This is a genomic window from Gluconobacter sp., from assembly GCF_047723935.1.
In the GTDB taxonomy this organism is placed as follows: Bacteria; Pseudomonadota; Alphaproteobacteria; order Acetobacterales; family Acetobacteraceae; genus Gluconobacter.
On sequence record NZ_JBDOBO010000006.1, the window covers coordinates 62,321 to 76,394 of the forward strand.

13 protein-coding genes are annotated in these 14,074 nt (G+C 55.4%); 6 read left to right on the forward strand and 7 right to left on the reverse strand.

What is annotated here, in order from left to right; genetic code table 11:
- The first annotated feature begins 23 nt into the window (after positions 1 to 23).
- Positions 24 to 1,574 carry a glycerol kinase GlpK gene (gene glpK, locus ABF979_RS04930; protein WP_215748740.1) on the forward strand — a complete coding sequence of 517 codons (1,551 nt, stop codon included), beginning with the start codon at positions 24 to 26 and terminating at the stop codon, positions 1,572 to 1,574.
- Between the two features lie 95 nt (positions 1,575 to 1,669).
- Here the strand turns inward: glpK and ABF979_RS04935 are convergent, their stop codons facing one another.
- From ABF979_RS04935 to metH, 6 genes are all read right to left on the reverse strand, one after another.
- Complete coding sequence (locus tag ABF979_RS04935; RefSeq protein WP_415558189.1) at positions 1,670 to 1,876, reverse strand: hypothetical protein; 207 nt, start codon at positions 1,874 to 1,876, stop codon at positions 1,670 to 1,672.
- A 365-nt stretch (positions 1,877 to 2,241) separates the two neighbouring features.
- Entirely contained in the window at positions 2,242 to 2,487 is a 246-nt protein-coding gene (locus tag ABF979_RS04940; RefSeq protein ID WP_211516457.1) for a helix-turn-helix transcriptional regulator, read from the reverse strand.
- A gap of 52 nt (positions 2,488 to 2,539) precedes the next feature.
- Positions 2,540 to 4,033 carry a malate dehydrogenase (quinone) gene (gene mqo, locus ABF979_RS04945; RefSeq protein ID WP_415558191.1) on the reverse strand — a complete coding sequence of 498 codons (1,494 nt, stop codon included), beginning with the start codon at positions 4,031 to 4,033 and terminating at the stop codon, positions 2,540 to 2,542.
- A gap of 42 nt (positions 4,034 to 4,075) precedes the next feature.
- On the reverse strand, positions 4,076 to 5,494 hold the full coding sequence (locus ABF979_RS04950) for an FAD-binding oxidoreductase (RefSeq protein ID WP_415558193.1): 1,419 nt from the start codon (positions 5,492 to 5,494) through the stop codon (positions 4,076 to 4,078).
- Between the two features lie 152 nt (positions 5,495 to 5,646).
- The gene (locus ABF979_RS04955) at positions 5,647 to 5,895 is read right to left on the reverse strand and encodes a hypothetical protein (protein ID WP_415558194.1); all 249 of its coding nucleotides are present in this window, start codon (positions 5,893 to 5,895) and stop codon (positions 5,647 to 5,649) included.
- 20 nt (positions 5,896 to 5,915) lie between these two features.
- Positions 5,916 to 9,422, reverse strand: coding sequence for a methionine synthase (metH, locus tag ABF979_RS04960; protein WP_415558196.1), 3,507 nt, complete (start codon positions 9,420 to 9,422; stop codon positions 5,916 to 5,918).
- Positions 9,423 to 9,611: 189 nt separating this feature from the next.
- Between metH and ABF979_RS04965 the strand changes: the two genes are divergently transcribed.
- Positions 9,612 to 10,517 carry a DMT family transporter gene (locus tag ABF979_RS04965; protein WP_415558198.1) on the forward strand — a complete coding sequence of 302 codons (906 nt, stop codon included), beginning with the start codon at positions 9,612 to 9,614 and terminating at the stop codon, positions 10,515 to 10,517.
- Complete coding sequence (locus ABF979_RS04970) at positions 10,517 to 10,861, forward strand: hypothetical protein (protein WP_415558200.1); 345 nt, start codon at positions 10,517 to 10,519, stop codon at positions 10,859 to 10,861. Before ABF979_RS04965 ends, ABF979_RS04970 begins: the two co-directional genes overlap by 1 nt.
- Here ABF979_RS04970 and ABF979_RS04975 read toward each other — a convergent pair.
- On the reverse strand, positions 10,852 to 11,778 hold the full coding sequence (locus ABF979_RS04975; RefSeq protein ID WP_415558202.1) for a LysR substrate-binding domain-containing protein: 927 nt from the start codon (positions 11,776 to 11,778) through the stop codon (positions 10,852 to 10,854). The genes ABF979_RS04970 and ABF979_RS04975 overlap by 10 nt on opposite strands.
- A gap of 101 nt (positions 11,779 to 11,879) precedes the next feature.
- Here ABF979_RS04975 and ABF979_RS04980 point away from each other — a divergent pair, with 101 nt between their 5' ends.
- The 3 genes from ABF979_RS04980 to ABF979_RS04990 all read left to right on the forward strand — a co-directional run bounded on the left by ABF979_RS04980 (position 11,880) and on the right by ABF979_RS04990 (position 14,049).
- Complete coding sequence (locus tag ABF979_RS04980) at positions 11,880 to 12,704, forward strand: DODA-type extradiol aromatic ring-opening family dioxygenase (protein ID WP_415558204.1); 825 nt, start codon at positions 11,880 to 11,882, stop codon at positions 12,702 to 12,704.
- Between the two features lie 39 nt (positions 12,705 to 12,743).
- Complete coding sequence (locus ABF979_RS04985; protein WP_415558205.1) at positions 12,744 to 13,346, forward strand: YceI family protein; 603 nt, start codon at positions 12,744 to 12,746, stop codon at positions 13,344 to 13,346.
- A gap of 97 nt (positions 13,347 to 13,443) precedes the next feature.
- On the forward strand, positions 13,444 to 14,049 hold the full coding sequence (locus tag ABF979_RS04990) for a glutathione S-transferase N-terminal domain-containing protein (protein WP_415558211.1): 606 nt from the start codon (positions 13,444 to 13,446) through the stop codon (positions 14,047 to 14,049).
- Positions 14,050 to 14,074 lie beyond the last annotated feature (25 nt).

Genomic DNA, 14,074 nt, shown 5'->3' on the forward strand with positions numbered 1-14,074 from the left:
TGTCCGTTTCCGGAGTAAGTAGCATGGCAAAGAAAGACTACATTCTCGCGATCGATCAGGGCACGACATCGACCCGTAGTATTGTTTTCGACAGCAATGCCCGCGCCGTGTCCATTTCACGTAGCGAATTCCCCCAGCACTATCCTGAGCTGGGTTGGGTCGAGCATGATGTGGAAGATATCTGGGAAGACGTTCTCGAGACGGCGCGTGAAGCGATTTCCACGGCTGGTGGTGTTGGGCGAATTGCTGCGATCGGCATTACCAACCAGCGCGAAACAGTCGTGGTCTGGGATCGCAAGACCGGCAAGCCCATTCATAATGCGCTTGTCTGGCAGGATCGCCGGACGGCTCAGGAATGCAATCGCCTGCGTGAGCAGGGCGCCGAAGAAATTGTGCGTGATAAGACGGGCCTTCTGCTGGACCCGTATTTCTCAGCAAGCAAGATTGCCTGGCTTCTTGATAACGTTGCAGGTGCCCGCAAGCGTGCTGAAGCAGGGGAACTGGCCGCGGGCACGATCGACAGCTTCCTTCTGTGGCGTCTGACGGGTGGCAAACGCCATGCAACCGACATCACGAATGCCTGCCGTACTTCACTGTTCAACATTCACACCCTTCAGTGGGATGATGAACTGCTGAACCTGTTCAATGTGCCTCGTGCGCTTCTGCCTGAAGTCCAGGATAACAGCGGCCTGTTTGGCAAAACAGAGCCTGACCTGTTTGGTGAATCCATCGTGATCGGTGGTATGGCGGGTGACCAGCATGCTGCTCTGATCGGGCAGGCCTGTTTTGAAGAAGGCATGGCGAAAGCGACCTATGGTACGGGCTGCTTCATGCTCCTGAACACAGGCGAGAAGCCAATTCAGTCTAATAACCGTCTGCTGACGACCATTGGTTACCGGATTGGCAACAAGACGACCTATGCTCTCGAAGGGTCCATCTTCGTGGCAGGCGCCGGTATCAAGTGGCTGCGTGATGGTCTGCAACTCATCACGCATGCCTCACAGACCGACGATATGGCAACCCGTATTCCGGACAGCCATGGCGTTTACATGGTGCCGGCTTTTGTCGGACTTGGCGCGCCACATTGGGATCCTGAAGCACGTGGCATGATCTGTGGTCTCACGCTGGGTTCGACGCAGGCACACATTGCCCGCGCGATGCTGGAGTCTGTTGCGTATCAGACCTATGACCTTGTTCATGCCATGCGTCAGGACGGTGCGATGCGGGCCAAGACGTTGCGTATTGACGGCGGCATGGCAGCTAACGACTGGTTTGCTCAGTTCCTTGCCAGCATGCTCAAGGCTGATGTGGAGCGCCCTGTAAACGTCGAGACCACGGCCGTTGGCGCTGCTTTCCTTGCCGGTTTGTATGTTGGTCTCTGGGGTAGCCTGGAAGAAGTTGCGGCAACTTGGGCTCAGGAGCGTCTGTTCTCTCCGCGTATGGATCCTGCACAGCGCCGCATCATGCTGGACGGCTGGCAGAATGCAGTTCAGCGCACCCTGACGCCACATGCAGCAAGTGCTGCGCCAGTGCGCGCCAGTAAGCCAAAGGTTGATACAGTTCAGGCAGCCTGACCGCTCTTCGGGTCTGCTTGATATGGCCGGTCTATTCGTCGGGGGACGAAGGCCGGCCTTTTTTATGTGTCGAGCTAAACAGAAAATTTTGAATTTCAGGCAGCATCCGGTGATGATGGCTGATCGCGTTCCAGCCAAGCCAGTGTGCCAATTTGTGCCGCTGACGCGAGGGTCACAAGATAATTCAGGCAGAGGAAGGCTTGAGTAATAAGACTGATCGTTTTCAGTTCACTCAGCTGAAATTGGTCATGAATGAGCGTAAAAGCCAGTAACAGAGGCATCACGACAGCTCCAGCACTCATGACGATCAGGGCAGAGTTCCGGCATATCAGGATGGTTTGCTGCTCTCGTTCATCCCTGTCCCAAGAACTCAGTCTGTATAAAGAATGCTGCAGTTTTATCCGGGCGCAAATATTCAAAAGAAACGTTCCGCCGATGAAGAATACTGACATCATCCAGCCGGGGCTCAGCAGGAATATTGCGCTTGGAAAAAGTATGGTCGCGCAGACTGCAATTGTGACAGGTTTCCAGAGGGGAATTGTGCTTGTAGGTGACACGGGTGTCCCGTCTGGAAACAGTCCCCCAAGCCAGAAAACAGGACGTCCAATGATATTGGCTACATTGTCCATGACGCTGAAAAATTTATCAGTGGGGCGAGGAGAGAATGTCACTGTTTTCCAGCCTCCATGCGCGCGCGCATCTGTTCGACAAGTGAATCAAATGGCGTCAGAGAGAAAACCATTTCGACCTCTGCTTTCAGAACCGCACAGATCTTCATCGCGAGTTCCAGACTGGGTTTGTAATCGCCGCGTTCCAGATAGCCGATCGTCTGGGGGTTAACCTTTACGGCTTCAGCGAGGTCTTTACGCGAAAGACCTCGTTCAGCCCGGAAGAGAGCAATACGGTTATGCATCAATGTTGTGTATACACAACGGATAGATGCTTTTCTACAATTTTAGACGCACTCAGGCATCAATATTCAAGGTAGCAGCGGTGTTCGTACGTAATTCGCGGCAAAGGGTAGCGTTCTGTTTCAGATCCACCCCATAAGCTGGGAAAATCTCTTTAAGACGTGGCAGCCACTCATTTGAAGAAATCTTCTGAGAAAAGCACTTTTCTACGACTTGCAGAGCTACTGAGGCTGCGATGGATGCGCCCGGCGATGCACCCAGAATTGCAACAAGCGATTGATCGGAACTGTGGACCAGTTCTGTGCCGAAGCGCAGGACGCCATGAAGACCTTTATCCGGCTTGATGATCTGAACGCGCTGCCCAGCCACAATTTTCGTCCACTGGCTTTCATCAGCCTGCGGATAGAAGTTCAGAAGGGACTGGAAGCGCTTGTGGTCGCTCTGTGTTACTTCGCGCACCAGATAGTTCAGGAGCGACAGATTATCTTTGCCTGCGGTCATGGCGGGAATTATGTTGCTGCTGTTCAAGGAGTGGAAATAGTCCCTCCAGGAGCCGCTCTTGAGAAATTTGGTGGAAAAACCCGCATACGGACCAAAAAGGAGGCAGGATTTCCCGTCGATCACCCGCGTATCCAGATGTGGGACAGACATCGGGGGAGATCCGACGGGCGCTTTTCCATAAACTTTCGCATGATGGCGCTGCGTGATGGCAGGGTTGGTGCATTGCAGCCATAAGCCGCTCACTGGGAAGCCTGCGTATCGGCGTGCTTCAGGAATACCGGATTTCTGAAGGAGCGGCAGTGCTGCACCACCTGCGCCGATAAAGACAAACCGCGTCAGCACAGACCTGTGCGCCCCCGTTTGCATATTGACGGCAGTGACACGCCAACGACCATCGGTTGTTTTGGTCAGGTCCGTCACGCGATGACGGTAAAAGCTGTGGAAGCCGGTGGTGTTTTGCATGCCAGAGAGAAGGCTTCTGGTCAGGGCCCCGAAATCGACATCCGTTCCGCTTTTAATGCGGGTTGCTGCTACAGGAATGGACAGATCCCGACCTTCCATCGCAAGAGGTGCCCAACTCGCAATCACTGCAGGATCTTCGCTGTATTCCATCCCGTCAAAGCAGTGGTGGCCAGCCATGGCGTTGTAGCGCGCTTTAAGAAAAGCAACGTCGGCCTCGCCCCAGACAAGGCTGACGTGAGGGCAGGCGTGAATGAACGTGCTCGGATCTGCAATGCGGCCCGTCCGCACCCAATGCGCCCAGAGCTGGCGGGAAATATCGAACTCGGTGTTGACCGCCAGAGCCTTGGAAATATCCACGCTGCCATCTGCACGCTGCGGCGTGTAATTCAGTTCACAGTTTCCTGCGTGCCCGGTCCCGGCATTGTTCCAGGCCTTTGAACTTTCCTGCCCACACTGCTCCAGTGTTTCAAACAGCGTAATGGAGAGTTCGGGGGACAGTTCTTTGAGGAGGGCGGCGAAAGTTGCGCTCATGATGCCGCCTCCAATCAGAACGACATCCGGGAACGCGGCAGAAGCTGAAGACATTGCAGGCAGGGTCCGTAAAAGCAGAATATCAGAAGGGTGGTGTTATCCCCGATAAACGGGCCCGTTGGGAAGCAGCTTTCCCGGATTGAGAATATGGTGAGGGTCCATCGTATTCTTCAGCGCACGCATGACGCCGAGTGAGCCTTCACCGTGCTCCTGAGCCAAAAACTCCAGTTTCCCCAGTCCAACACCGTGCTCGCCACTACATGACCCCCCTAGAGCCAGCGCCCGACCGACAATTTTTCGGTCCAGATCCAGGGCTTGAGCATAGCCGTCCGGGGAATGTTCGGTGATGATGAGCGTATGGAAATTTCCGTCTCCGACGTGGCCCAGAAGAGGGGCCTTAAGACCGGATGCGGCAATGTCGCTTGAGACACCGGCAATCAGTTCCCCCAGTCGTGAGATTGGAACAATGCAGTCTGTTGAGATGACCCGGGCGGTTGGATCGATGGCCTTTGCGGCCCAGTAGGCATCATGGCGAGCTTTCCACAGACGTGCCCGGTCTTCCGCGCTTTCGGCCCAGGCAAAACCAAGTCCATTGTTTGCGAGAGCGATCTCCTGGGTTGCTGTAACCTGTTCCTGTACGGCTGCAGGGGCGCCAGCAAATTCAAAAAATAACGTTGTCAGGGGGCGATAGCGGGTCAGGTTGGAGTATCGGATGGATGCATCCATCTGAACACTATCCATTAATTCGACACGGTTAATCGGAATGCCGCATTGGATGATTTCCATTGCAGTCTGAACGGCATCGTTCAAAGACTCAAATTGGCAGACTGCTGCGGAGAGGGTGTCAGGGCGGCCATGCAGCTTGAGCTGGATTTCCGTAATAATTCCGAGCGTGCCTTCAGAGCCGATGAAGAGGGACGTCAGATCGTAGCCAGTGGAAGATTTGCGGACGCGACCGCCGGTTCGGATCACTTCGCCTGTTGCAAGCACGACAGTCAGACCCAGCACGTTTTCCTTTATCGTGCCGTAGCGCACGGCTGCCGTTCCGGAAGCGCGGGTCGCGCACATACCGCCCAGCGTAGCTTCACCGCCCGGATCGACGGGGAAGAAAAGTCCGGTATCGCGGATCTGTGTGTTGAGAGCCTGTCGGGTGAGCCCAGCTTGGACGCGACAGTCCAGGTCTTCCGGGTTTATCTCCACGATGCCGGTCATGCGGGAGAGATCGAGGCTGATGGCGTTTTCTGGCGGCGTGACATGCCCTTCAACAGAAGTGCCAGCACCAAACGCGACTAAAGGAACGCGGGAGGCATGACATTCCTTCAGAACGGTTGAAACATCGTCCGTGCTTTCAGCAAAGATGACAGCTCCGGGCAGGCGAGCTGCTTCCATAGCTTCGCCGTGACTGTGTTCTTCCAGCACGGAGGGGGCCGTGCTGATCCGGCTTCCCAGTGTTGCAGCGAGCCGAGAAAGAACAGTCTGAAGGCGTTCTTCAGCGGAAGGAGAAAGAACCGTCATGGAATATCCGAAATGGAAAGTCGTCAATTTTGTAAAATTATTATAAATCCGATGACTGAAAAGACAATCTATATGCGGTCCTCTCACGGAGTGCAGATAAGAAAAACGCCCCATGTTGGGGCGTCTTTTGGGAAGTGTAGGATGAATGAACGTTAGTTGGTGCCGCGTCTGTCAATGATGAGCAGCAGGAGATAGGGAAGAAAGAAATACAGGGCCATGACCACCATGAGTGGTTTGAGCAGCCAGCCCATATCTGCGTGCAGGACAGAGCGGCTGAACATGTTGGCCAGTCCCAAAAGACAGGCCACGCAGAAGAGGCCAAAAAAGTTGGCGAAGAAGCCACGTTCACCGTTGATGAGTCGAAGCTGGGCAAGAAGCCCGCCGATTTGCTGTGATGCCATGACCGTGGTTCTCCGTTGAGTCAGACAGTGAAGTATTTGGCGCGCGGATTCAGCACCACGAGAGCAGACGTTGACTGCTCAGGATGAAGCTGGAACCCGTCAGAGAGGGAAATCCCCACGCGCTCGGCATCCAGAAGGCGCAGGATTGGTTCCTGATCTTCAAGGCGGGGGCAGGCAGGATAGCCGAAGGAATAGCGTGACCCACGATAGGACTGGGAGAGCATTTTCTCCATGTCACGATCATCTTCCGCCGCAAAACCAAGCTCTGCACGGATCCGTTTGTGGGTGTATTCAGCCATCGCTTCCGCCATCTCGACCGAAAGGCCATGCAGATAGAGGTAATCCTGATAGCGATTGGCCTCGAACCATTCCCGGGCAAGGTCTGACGCTTTCTGCCCAACGGTGACAACCTGAAGCCCAACAACGTCGCGGTGCTCATCATTGATGTCACGCACGAAGTCCGCGATGCACTCGCCGTCGTCCTTCGGCTGGCGGGGCAGGGTGAAGCGCGCGGCTTCAGTCTTGCCGTCTTCTTCAAACAGGATCAGGTCGTTTCCGTCACCGGCGGCTTTCCAGTATCCATAGATGGCCTGCGGGCGCAGGATTTCCTGCTCCGCACTGAGCGCCAGCATGCGCTTCAGGACGGGGCGAAGTTCCATCTTCGCATACTCCATGAACTCCTCAAGGGAGCGTCCCTGTTTCCGGAAGCCCCACTGGAACTGATAGAGTGAGCGCTCATTCAGGAACGGCAGCACGGCGTTCGGCGCAGCTTCCACAACCCGGGCGCCCCAGAAAGGTGGCGTGAGAGGAGGCAGTTCGCCTGAGATCCGATTGCGACGCTCCCGGGCAGCGGCAGGATCAACTGTGCCGAAGCCACGCGTTTCAGCACTTTCCGGAGCACGCGCATTCTTGCGGCTTGCTTTGCCCGCACGGCGGCTCTGAATTGCTCCCAGATAGCCGTCAAACTCTTTTTGCGCGATCTTGTCCATCAGGGACAATCCATCAAACGCATCTCTGGCGTATGCGACGCGGCCTGGCTCGCCATCTCCGTAAGATAGGGCGCATTCTTCTTCGACGTAGTTTCGAGTCAGAGCCGCGCCACCGAGAATCACGGGAACATCGAAGCCCTGCCGTTTCATCTCCGCGAGGTTCTCGCGCATGATAACGGTGGATTTAACGAGAAGCCCTGACATGCCGATAGCGTCAGCATTATGTTCCTTGGCCGCAGCCATCATGTCAGCCAAGGGCACTTTGATGCCGAGGTTGATCACCTGATAACCATTATTGGTCAGGATAATGTCCACAAGGTTCTTGCCAATGTCGTGGACGTCACCCTTCACTGTAGCAAGAACCATCGTGCCGCGATGCTGGCCTTCTTTGCGCTCCATGTGCGGCTCAAGCCAGGCTACGGCTGTTTTCATCGTTTCGGCAGATTGCAGCACGAACGGAAGCTGCATTTTGCCAGATCCGAAGAGTTCGCCCACGACTTTCATGCCGTCCAGCAGAACGGTGTTGATGATGTCGAGCGGGGCCATATCCTGCATGGCGGCGTCCAGGTCGTCCTCGATGCCTTTACGGTCCCCGTCTACAATCCGGTCCTTGAGGCGTTCCGCTGGTGTTTCAGCGCGGCGCTTCTTGACGGCATCCGCAGCTTTTCGGCCAGCAAAAAGCTCCAGAAGCTTCTGGAGCGGATCATAATCGGCAGTCCGACGGTCAAAGATCAGGTCTTCCGCGACTTTCACTTCTTCCGGTGCAATCAGGTGCAGCGGACGGATTTTTGAAACATGTACGATTGCGCCGGTCATGCCTGCTTTGACGGCATGATCCAGAAATACGGAATTCAGAACTGCACGCGCCGCAGGGTTCAGACCAAAGGAAATGTTCGAAAGACCCAGCACAATCTGGATGTCAGGGAACTTATCCCGGATCATCCGAATACCCTCAAGCGTCCAGACGCCGAGCTTACGGTCGTCTTCCATGCCGGTTGCGATGGTGAAGGTCAGAGGATCGATCATCAGGTCGGACTGGGGCAGCCCGTACTGATTGCAGGCGAAATCGACCAGACGTTCTGCAATGCGCAGCTTGTCTTCTGGCGTCTTGGCCATGCCCACTTCGTCAATGGTCAGGGCAATCATCGCGGCGCCGAACTTCTTTGCCAGCTTCATGCGGGCATGCGCCTGATCTTCCCCATCTTCAAAGTTGATTGAGTTGATGATCGGCTTGCCGCCATGCAGCTTCAGAGCGGCCTCAATGACTGGCGTTTCAGTTGAATCGATGACCAGCGGCGCATTAACGGATGACGTGAAGCGCGTGACGACTTCGTTCATCTCCGCGACTTCGTCTCGGCCAACGAATGCCGTGCAGACGTCCAGAGCGTTGGAGCCTTCGGCAGCCTGTTCCCGGCCGACGGCGACGCAGCCATCCCAGTCGCCCGCTTCCTGAAGTTCACGCCACTTCTTTGAACCGTTGGCGTTGCAGCGCTCGCCGATCGAGAAGTAGCTGTTTTCCTGCCGCAGCGGCACCTGAGAGTAGAGGCTGGATACAGACGGCATCCAGATCGTGCTGCGCTTGACCGGAGTAGGACGGTATTTTTCGCCACCCACGCGGCGCAGCATGCCGTCCAGAGCCTGAATATGAGGGGTGGACGTTCCGCAGCATCCGCCAATCAGGTTGAGTCCGTCTTCACGGATGAAACGCTCCATCCACACAGCCATCTCGTCCGGGCTGAGAGGATAGACCGTTTTACCATCTACCAGTTCCGGGAGACCGGCATTGGGCTGCATGGAAATCAGGCCCGGCCAGTTTTCAGACAACCAGCGGACGTGCTCTGCCATTTCCTGCGGGCCGGTCGCACAGTTCAGGCCCAAAGACGGGACGTCCAGCGCGTTGACGGTTGTGGCTGCCGCAGCGATGTCGGGTCCAACAAGGAGGGTGCCGGTGGTTTCAACTGTCACCTGTACGAAAATGGGAGCGTCCGACCCGAGTTCGATCCTTGCGGCTTTGGCCGCGTTGACGGCAGCTTTGATCTGGAGCGTGTCCTGACACGTCTCAATCAGGAACCCATCGACACCGCCGTCAATCAGGCCACGGCACTGTTCAATCAGTCCGGCTTCAAGCGTGTCATAATCGATATTGCCAAGTGTTGGCAGTTTTGTGCCTGGGCCGATGGAGCCCATGACGTAACGATGGCGGCCGTCACAGAAGGTCTCTGCCGCCTCTCGGGCCAGGGTGGCAGCAACACGGTTAATTTCGCGGCTGCGGTCCTGGAGGTCGAACTCAGCAAGCGTGACGATCGAGCCACCAAACGTGTTGGTTTCGACCATATCCGCGCCAGCTTCGAAATAGCCGCGATGAATTTCACGAACCAGTTCAGGGCGGGAAAGATTCAGGATTTCTGTGCAGTTTTCCTGGCCCCAGTAGTCTTTCTCGACTTCCAAATCGAGCATCTGCACGCGCGATCCCATACCACCGTCACACAGCAGAACCTGGTCTGACAGGGCATCAAGCAGATGGGGACGTGAGGACATTGAGGCGCTCTTCAGGAATAAAATCAGGACAGAATAGTATGCCAGGCGATTGGGCCCAGCATGGAGGCCTGCCTGTATAACGGTTGAGGGAAGCTGCTGGCAAACCGGATCTGTCCTGTCCTTCTTTTAACAGGCCTGTCATATGTGATGCGTCTCCCTGAATTGGGAATCTCTTCTCGCGGAACAGCAATGACAAATTCAGTTGGTCGTTTCCTTCCACTCTTTATAGCAGTCGCCATTCTGTCCTGGGCCAGTGCGTATCCGGTTGTGCGTATTGCCTTGCATGACTTTGCGCCTATCCCGCTTGCGGCCGTGCGATATGCGATCGCCGCGATTGCTGCGGGTGGCTGGCTGCTCTGGAAACGTCCAGCTCGCCTGCAGAAAGCGGACATCCCGCAGGTTCTGGGGTGCGGTGCGGTGGGCATCACGCTGTACAATATCTTTTTCAATTGCGGCGAAGTGACAGTCTCCGCAGGGGCTGCGAGCCTCCTTATCAGTGCGGCGCCTCTTATGGCCGGACTGATTGCCATGGCGTTTCTGGGGGAGCGCATGTCTCTTTTGGGATGGGCTGGGTCCATCCTGAGTTTTGCCGGTGTTGTTCTAATTGCCCAAGGGCAGGCCGGGGGATTGTCCTTCGGTTCAGGTGCGACATTCGTGTTCGGTGCCGCTGTTTGCGGAGCGCTCTACACGAATCTTCAGAAAGGGCTGATCCGCCGGTACGGTGCTCTTACAACGATCGCTTATATTCTGATCAGTGGTGCTCTGTTCCTGCTGCCATGGCTGCCAGAAGGATTGGCCAGCTTTTCTCATGCATCATGGGCAGGACGGGCATCCGTGCTGGAACTGGGCATTTTCCCCGCCGCAATCGGATATGCTGCCTGGGCTTTTGTGATCGGGCATCTGGGAGCTACGCGGGGGGCAGCCCTTCTTTACCTGTTGCCGCCTGTAACGATGGTTCTTGCTTATATTCTGACCCATGAGATTCCGACGTTCCGGACACTCGTTGGCGGGGCGATTGTTATGGCTGGCGTTATTGTCACCAACACATGGGGGCGCCACCCTGTTACGGTGCCGACCGGTCGGTTGAATAACTGATGTCTCAGCTCTTTCTCTCGGTCGTAACGGATCTTTCTAACTGGCCGTCATCGCGCAGGGCGGACGTCGTTCTTGTAGCAGATGTACCTGGAGAGGGCTGGTCAGACGTAGTATCCTTGCCGGCACCCTCTCCATTTCGTAAGAGACACGGTATCGGGTGTTCCTGCTGCTCGCGAGAGGGGCTGTCGATGGTTTTGGCCCAAATTTTTCAGGGTCATGTGACAGGGGCAAGATCGACAATTCGGGGAGTGGTCGTTCTTGTCGGTGTTCAGGAGCAGCGGGACGTTCTGCAAATGCTCGAACAGGATGTGCTGGTGAGAGCCAGATATCGCCTTCAGGACTGATGACCTGCTCGCTCCCATGGAGGAACGGGCGCATAACGTGCCGCCAGAAAATCGATCATCACTCGGACTTTGAGCGGTACGTGCGTTGTGGGCACATACACTGCATGCAGGTCAGGCCCTTCCAGCAAGGGGAGATCCAGCGTGATAGGTTTGAGGCGGCCTGACTGAAGTTCGTCTGCGACAATGAATGTCGGCTGATAAAGAATGCCCTGACCCGCCAATGCTGCCGTGCGCAAAACGTCTCCATTGTTGGAGCGCAGACTGCTCCTGACAGGAATGGTCCGCTCTCCTTGGCGCCCGAAACTCCAGCGTGTAGTGCCTACCGGATCGCTGAGGGTGTAGCCGAGGCAGGTGTGATGTTCGAGGTCACTGACTGTAGTCGGAGTGCCGTGTTCGGCCAGATAGGAGGGGGCGGCGCAAAGCGTGAAATTGATATGTGCCAGACGCCGGGCTTTGAGGCTGCTGGGGAGCAGATGACCGATCCTGAGAGTCAGATCCCAACCTTCGGCAATGGGATCCACGCGCCGATCATCCACGCCCAGTTCGACTGTCACCAAAGGGTATTTCTGGCTGAATTCCGGTAGGAGAGGGGCGACATGGCGAATGGCAAAAGACACAGGCGTGTTCATACGGAGCAACCCGCGGGGCTCAACAGCGCCTGCGGTAACCTCCTGTTCCATGTCCTCAAGGCTGCTGAGGAGTTTCTGGCACCGATCGAGATAGAGTTGCCCAGGTTCTGTCAGTGACAGGCGGCGCGTGCTGCGATGAAAGAGGGCCACGCCAAGATGGGCTTCAAGAGCCGATACGTGCTTCGTGACCATCGTCTGTGAAAGGCCCAAAGACCGTGCTGCGGCCGCAAAACTCCCTTGTCCAACCACCCGGACAAAGGCTTGCATGCTGGTAATCCGGTCGAGCATTTCACACTCCTGGTGCCAGATGACTTTCCTGTAGTCAGGATTATCGTTGTCGCAGTTTGATGACAACCTTCGTGACAGATCGACCCATGACGGAGTTTCTCATGACGGATAATTCAAGGCAGGCAGGACATGGAAAACGCCAGCCCGCTGTCTTTATTCCTCATGGGGGTGGTCCCTGCTTTTTCATGGACTGGCCTGATGTCTGGGATCAGATGGCTGAGCATTTGCGTGGACTGGCGGGGACATTGCCTCAGCGGCCAGCGGCTCTGGTCGTGATGTCAGGGCATTGGGAGACGGATCAGGTTACTGTGACAACAGGGGCCAGTCCTCCGCTGATCTATGATTATTACGGCTTTCCAGCTCATACTTATGAGCTTCAGTATCAAGCTCCGGGCTCTCCGGAGCTTGCTGAACATATTCAGCAGCTTCTTGCAAAGGCGGGTATCGCGAGTGTCGGCGATGTTTATCGCGGGTTTGACCACGGTGTGTTTATTCCACTCATGCTTGCGTTCGAAAAGGCCGATATTCCTGTCATTGAGATCTCGTTGCCACTGAACGCGACGGCTAAGGACGTGATGGAAATCGGCAGAGCTCTGGCTCCGCTCCGGGATGAAAACGTGCTGCTGGTAGGGGCGGGCATGACCTATCACAATCTGCGACGCTTCCTGCGCCAAGATGCAGAAGCTGACGAACAGTCCAGGCATTTTGATGATTGGTTGCACCTGGCTGTGGAGGCGGCGCCTGAACAGCGGGAGTCCTTATTGGCGAGATGGGCGGGCGCTCCTTTCGCCCAGGATTGCCATCCGAAAGCCGAACACCTGTTACCATTGATGTTTGTAGCAGGAGCTGCCGGAACGGACCGGGGTGTTCGTGATTATAGTGATACCGTCATGGGGAAGGCGTTGTCCGGCTTCCGCTTCGGTTGAACTTGATTCTGTTTTAATTCAAAAAAGAAAGATCTCCCCATGAAGAAAATACTCTCTGGTGCTTTTGCAGCTCTTGCTTGCGCGGCTGTCTCCACGACTGCGTTTGCCGCTGTACCTGCTGATGTGAAGAGTGGCTCTTACAAGGTTGAAGCTGGCCATACCCAAGTCAATTTTTCAGTCCTGCACTTTGGCTTTTCTTACTATTCGGGTCAGTTTTCCAACGTGAGTGGTAGCCTGAAGCTGGATGCCAGCCATCCGGAGAAATCAAAGCTTTCCGTGACGATCCCGGTCTCCAGTGTTGCGACATCAAGCACGGTTCTGACGGACGAACTGAAGAATAACGAGTGGTTTGATGCTGCGAAGTATCCGGATGCGACTTTCGTTTCGACGCAGGTTTCACCGGTAGGTGCCGAAGATGCTGTTGTCAGTGGTAATCTGACACTTCATGGCACGACGAAGCCTGTTGTTCTGCATGTGCACTTTGTAGGTGCTGGTGTGAACCCAATGGACAAGGCCTATACGGTTGGCTTCCAGGCCACCGGAACAATCCATCGCAGTGACTTTGGCGTCAAAAAGTATGTTCCCTATGTTGGCGATGACGTCAGCCTGACGATTGCCGGAGCTTTTGAAAAGCAGCCCTGAGATATCCCACAAAGAAGGCGGGATATTTCCCGCCTTTTCTCACTTGAGGAATATGCTCATTCTGTTCCCTGCGTCTTCGCGCAATGGAGAAGTGACTATGAAGCTCTACTACAAGCCTGGTGCGTGTTCGCTTGCCGCGCATATTATTCTGAATGAAATCGGTCAGCCGTACACCCTTGAAAAGGTAGATACGACGACGAAGAAGACAGAGACCGGCGCAGATTATCTTGCCATCAATCCGCGGGGAGCCGTTCCGGCAATCGAGATTGAGCCGGGGGTGGTCTTGACCCAGAATTCAGCAGTTCTTCAGTATATCGGCGACCATTCGGATATTCCGGCTTTTCAGCCAGCTTATGGCTCTCTGGAACGAGCCAGGCTGCAGGAAGCTCTCGGGTTCTGTGGTGATCTGCACAGCGCATTCGGCGGCCTGTTTGCCCCGAACCTGACGGAGGACGCCGAGAAGTCTATTCATGAGCAGATTCATCGGCGAATGACGCAGTTCGAAGATATGCTGTCCGACGATAAAGCATACTGGCTGGGTGACGACTTCACGCAGGCAGACGCTTATGCGGCTGTTATCATGACATGGGCTGTTTTCAAGAAACTGGATATTTCTCATCATCGCAAAGCGTGGGCATTGCGAGAGAAGGTTATGTCACGCCCCTCTGCTAAGCGGGCGTTGCAGGAAGAAGGCTTGGCCTGATCCTGCATCATGCAGAGGGGGCGAT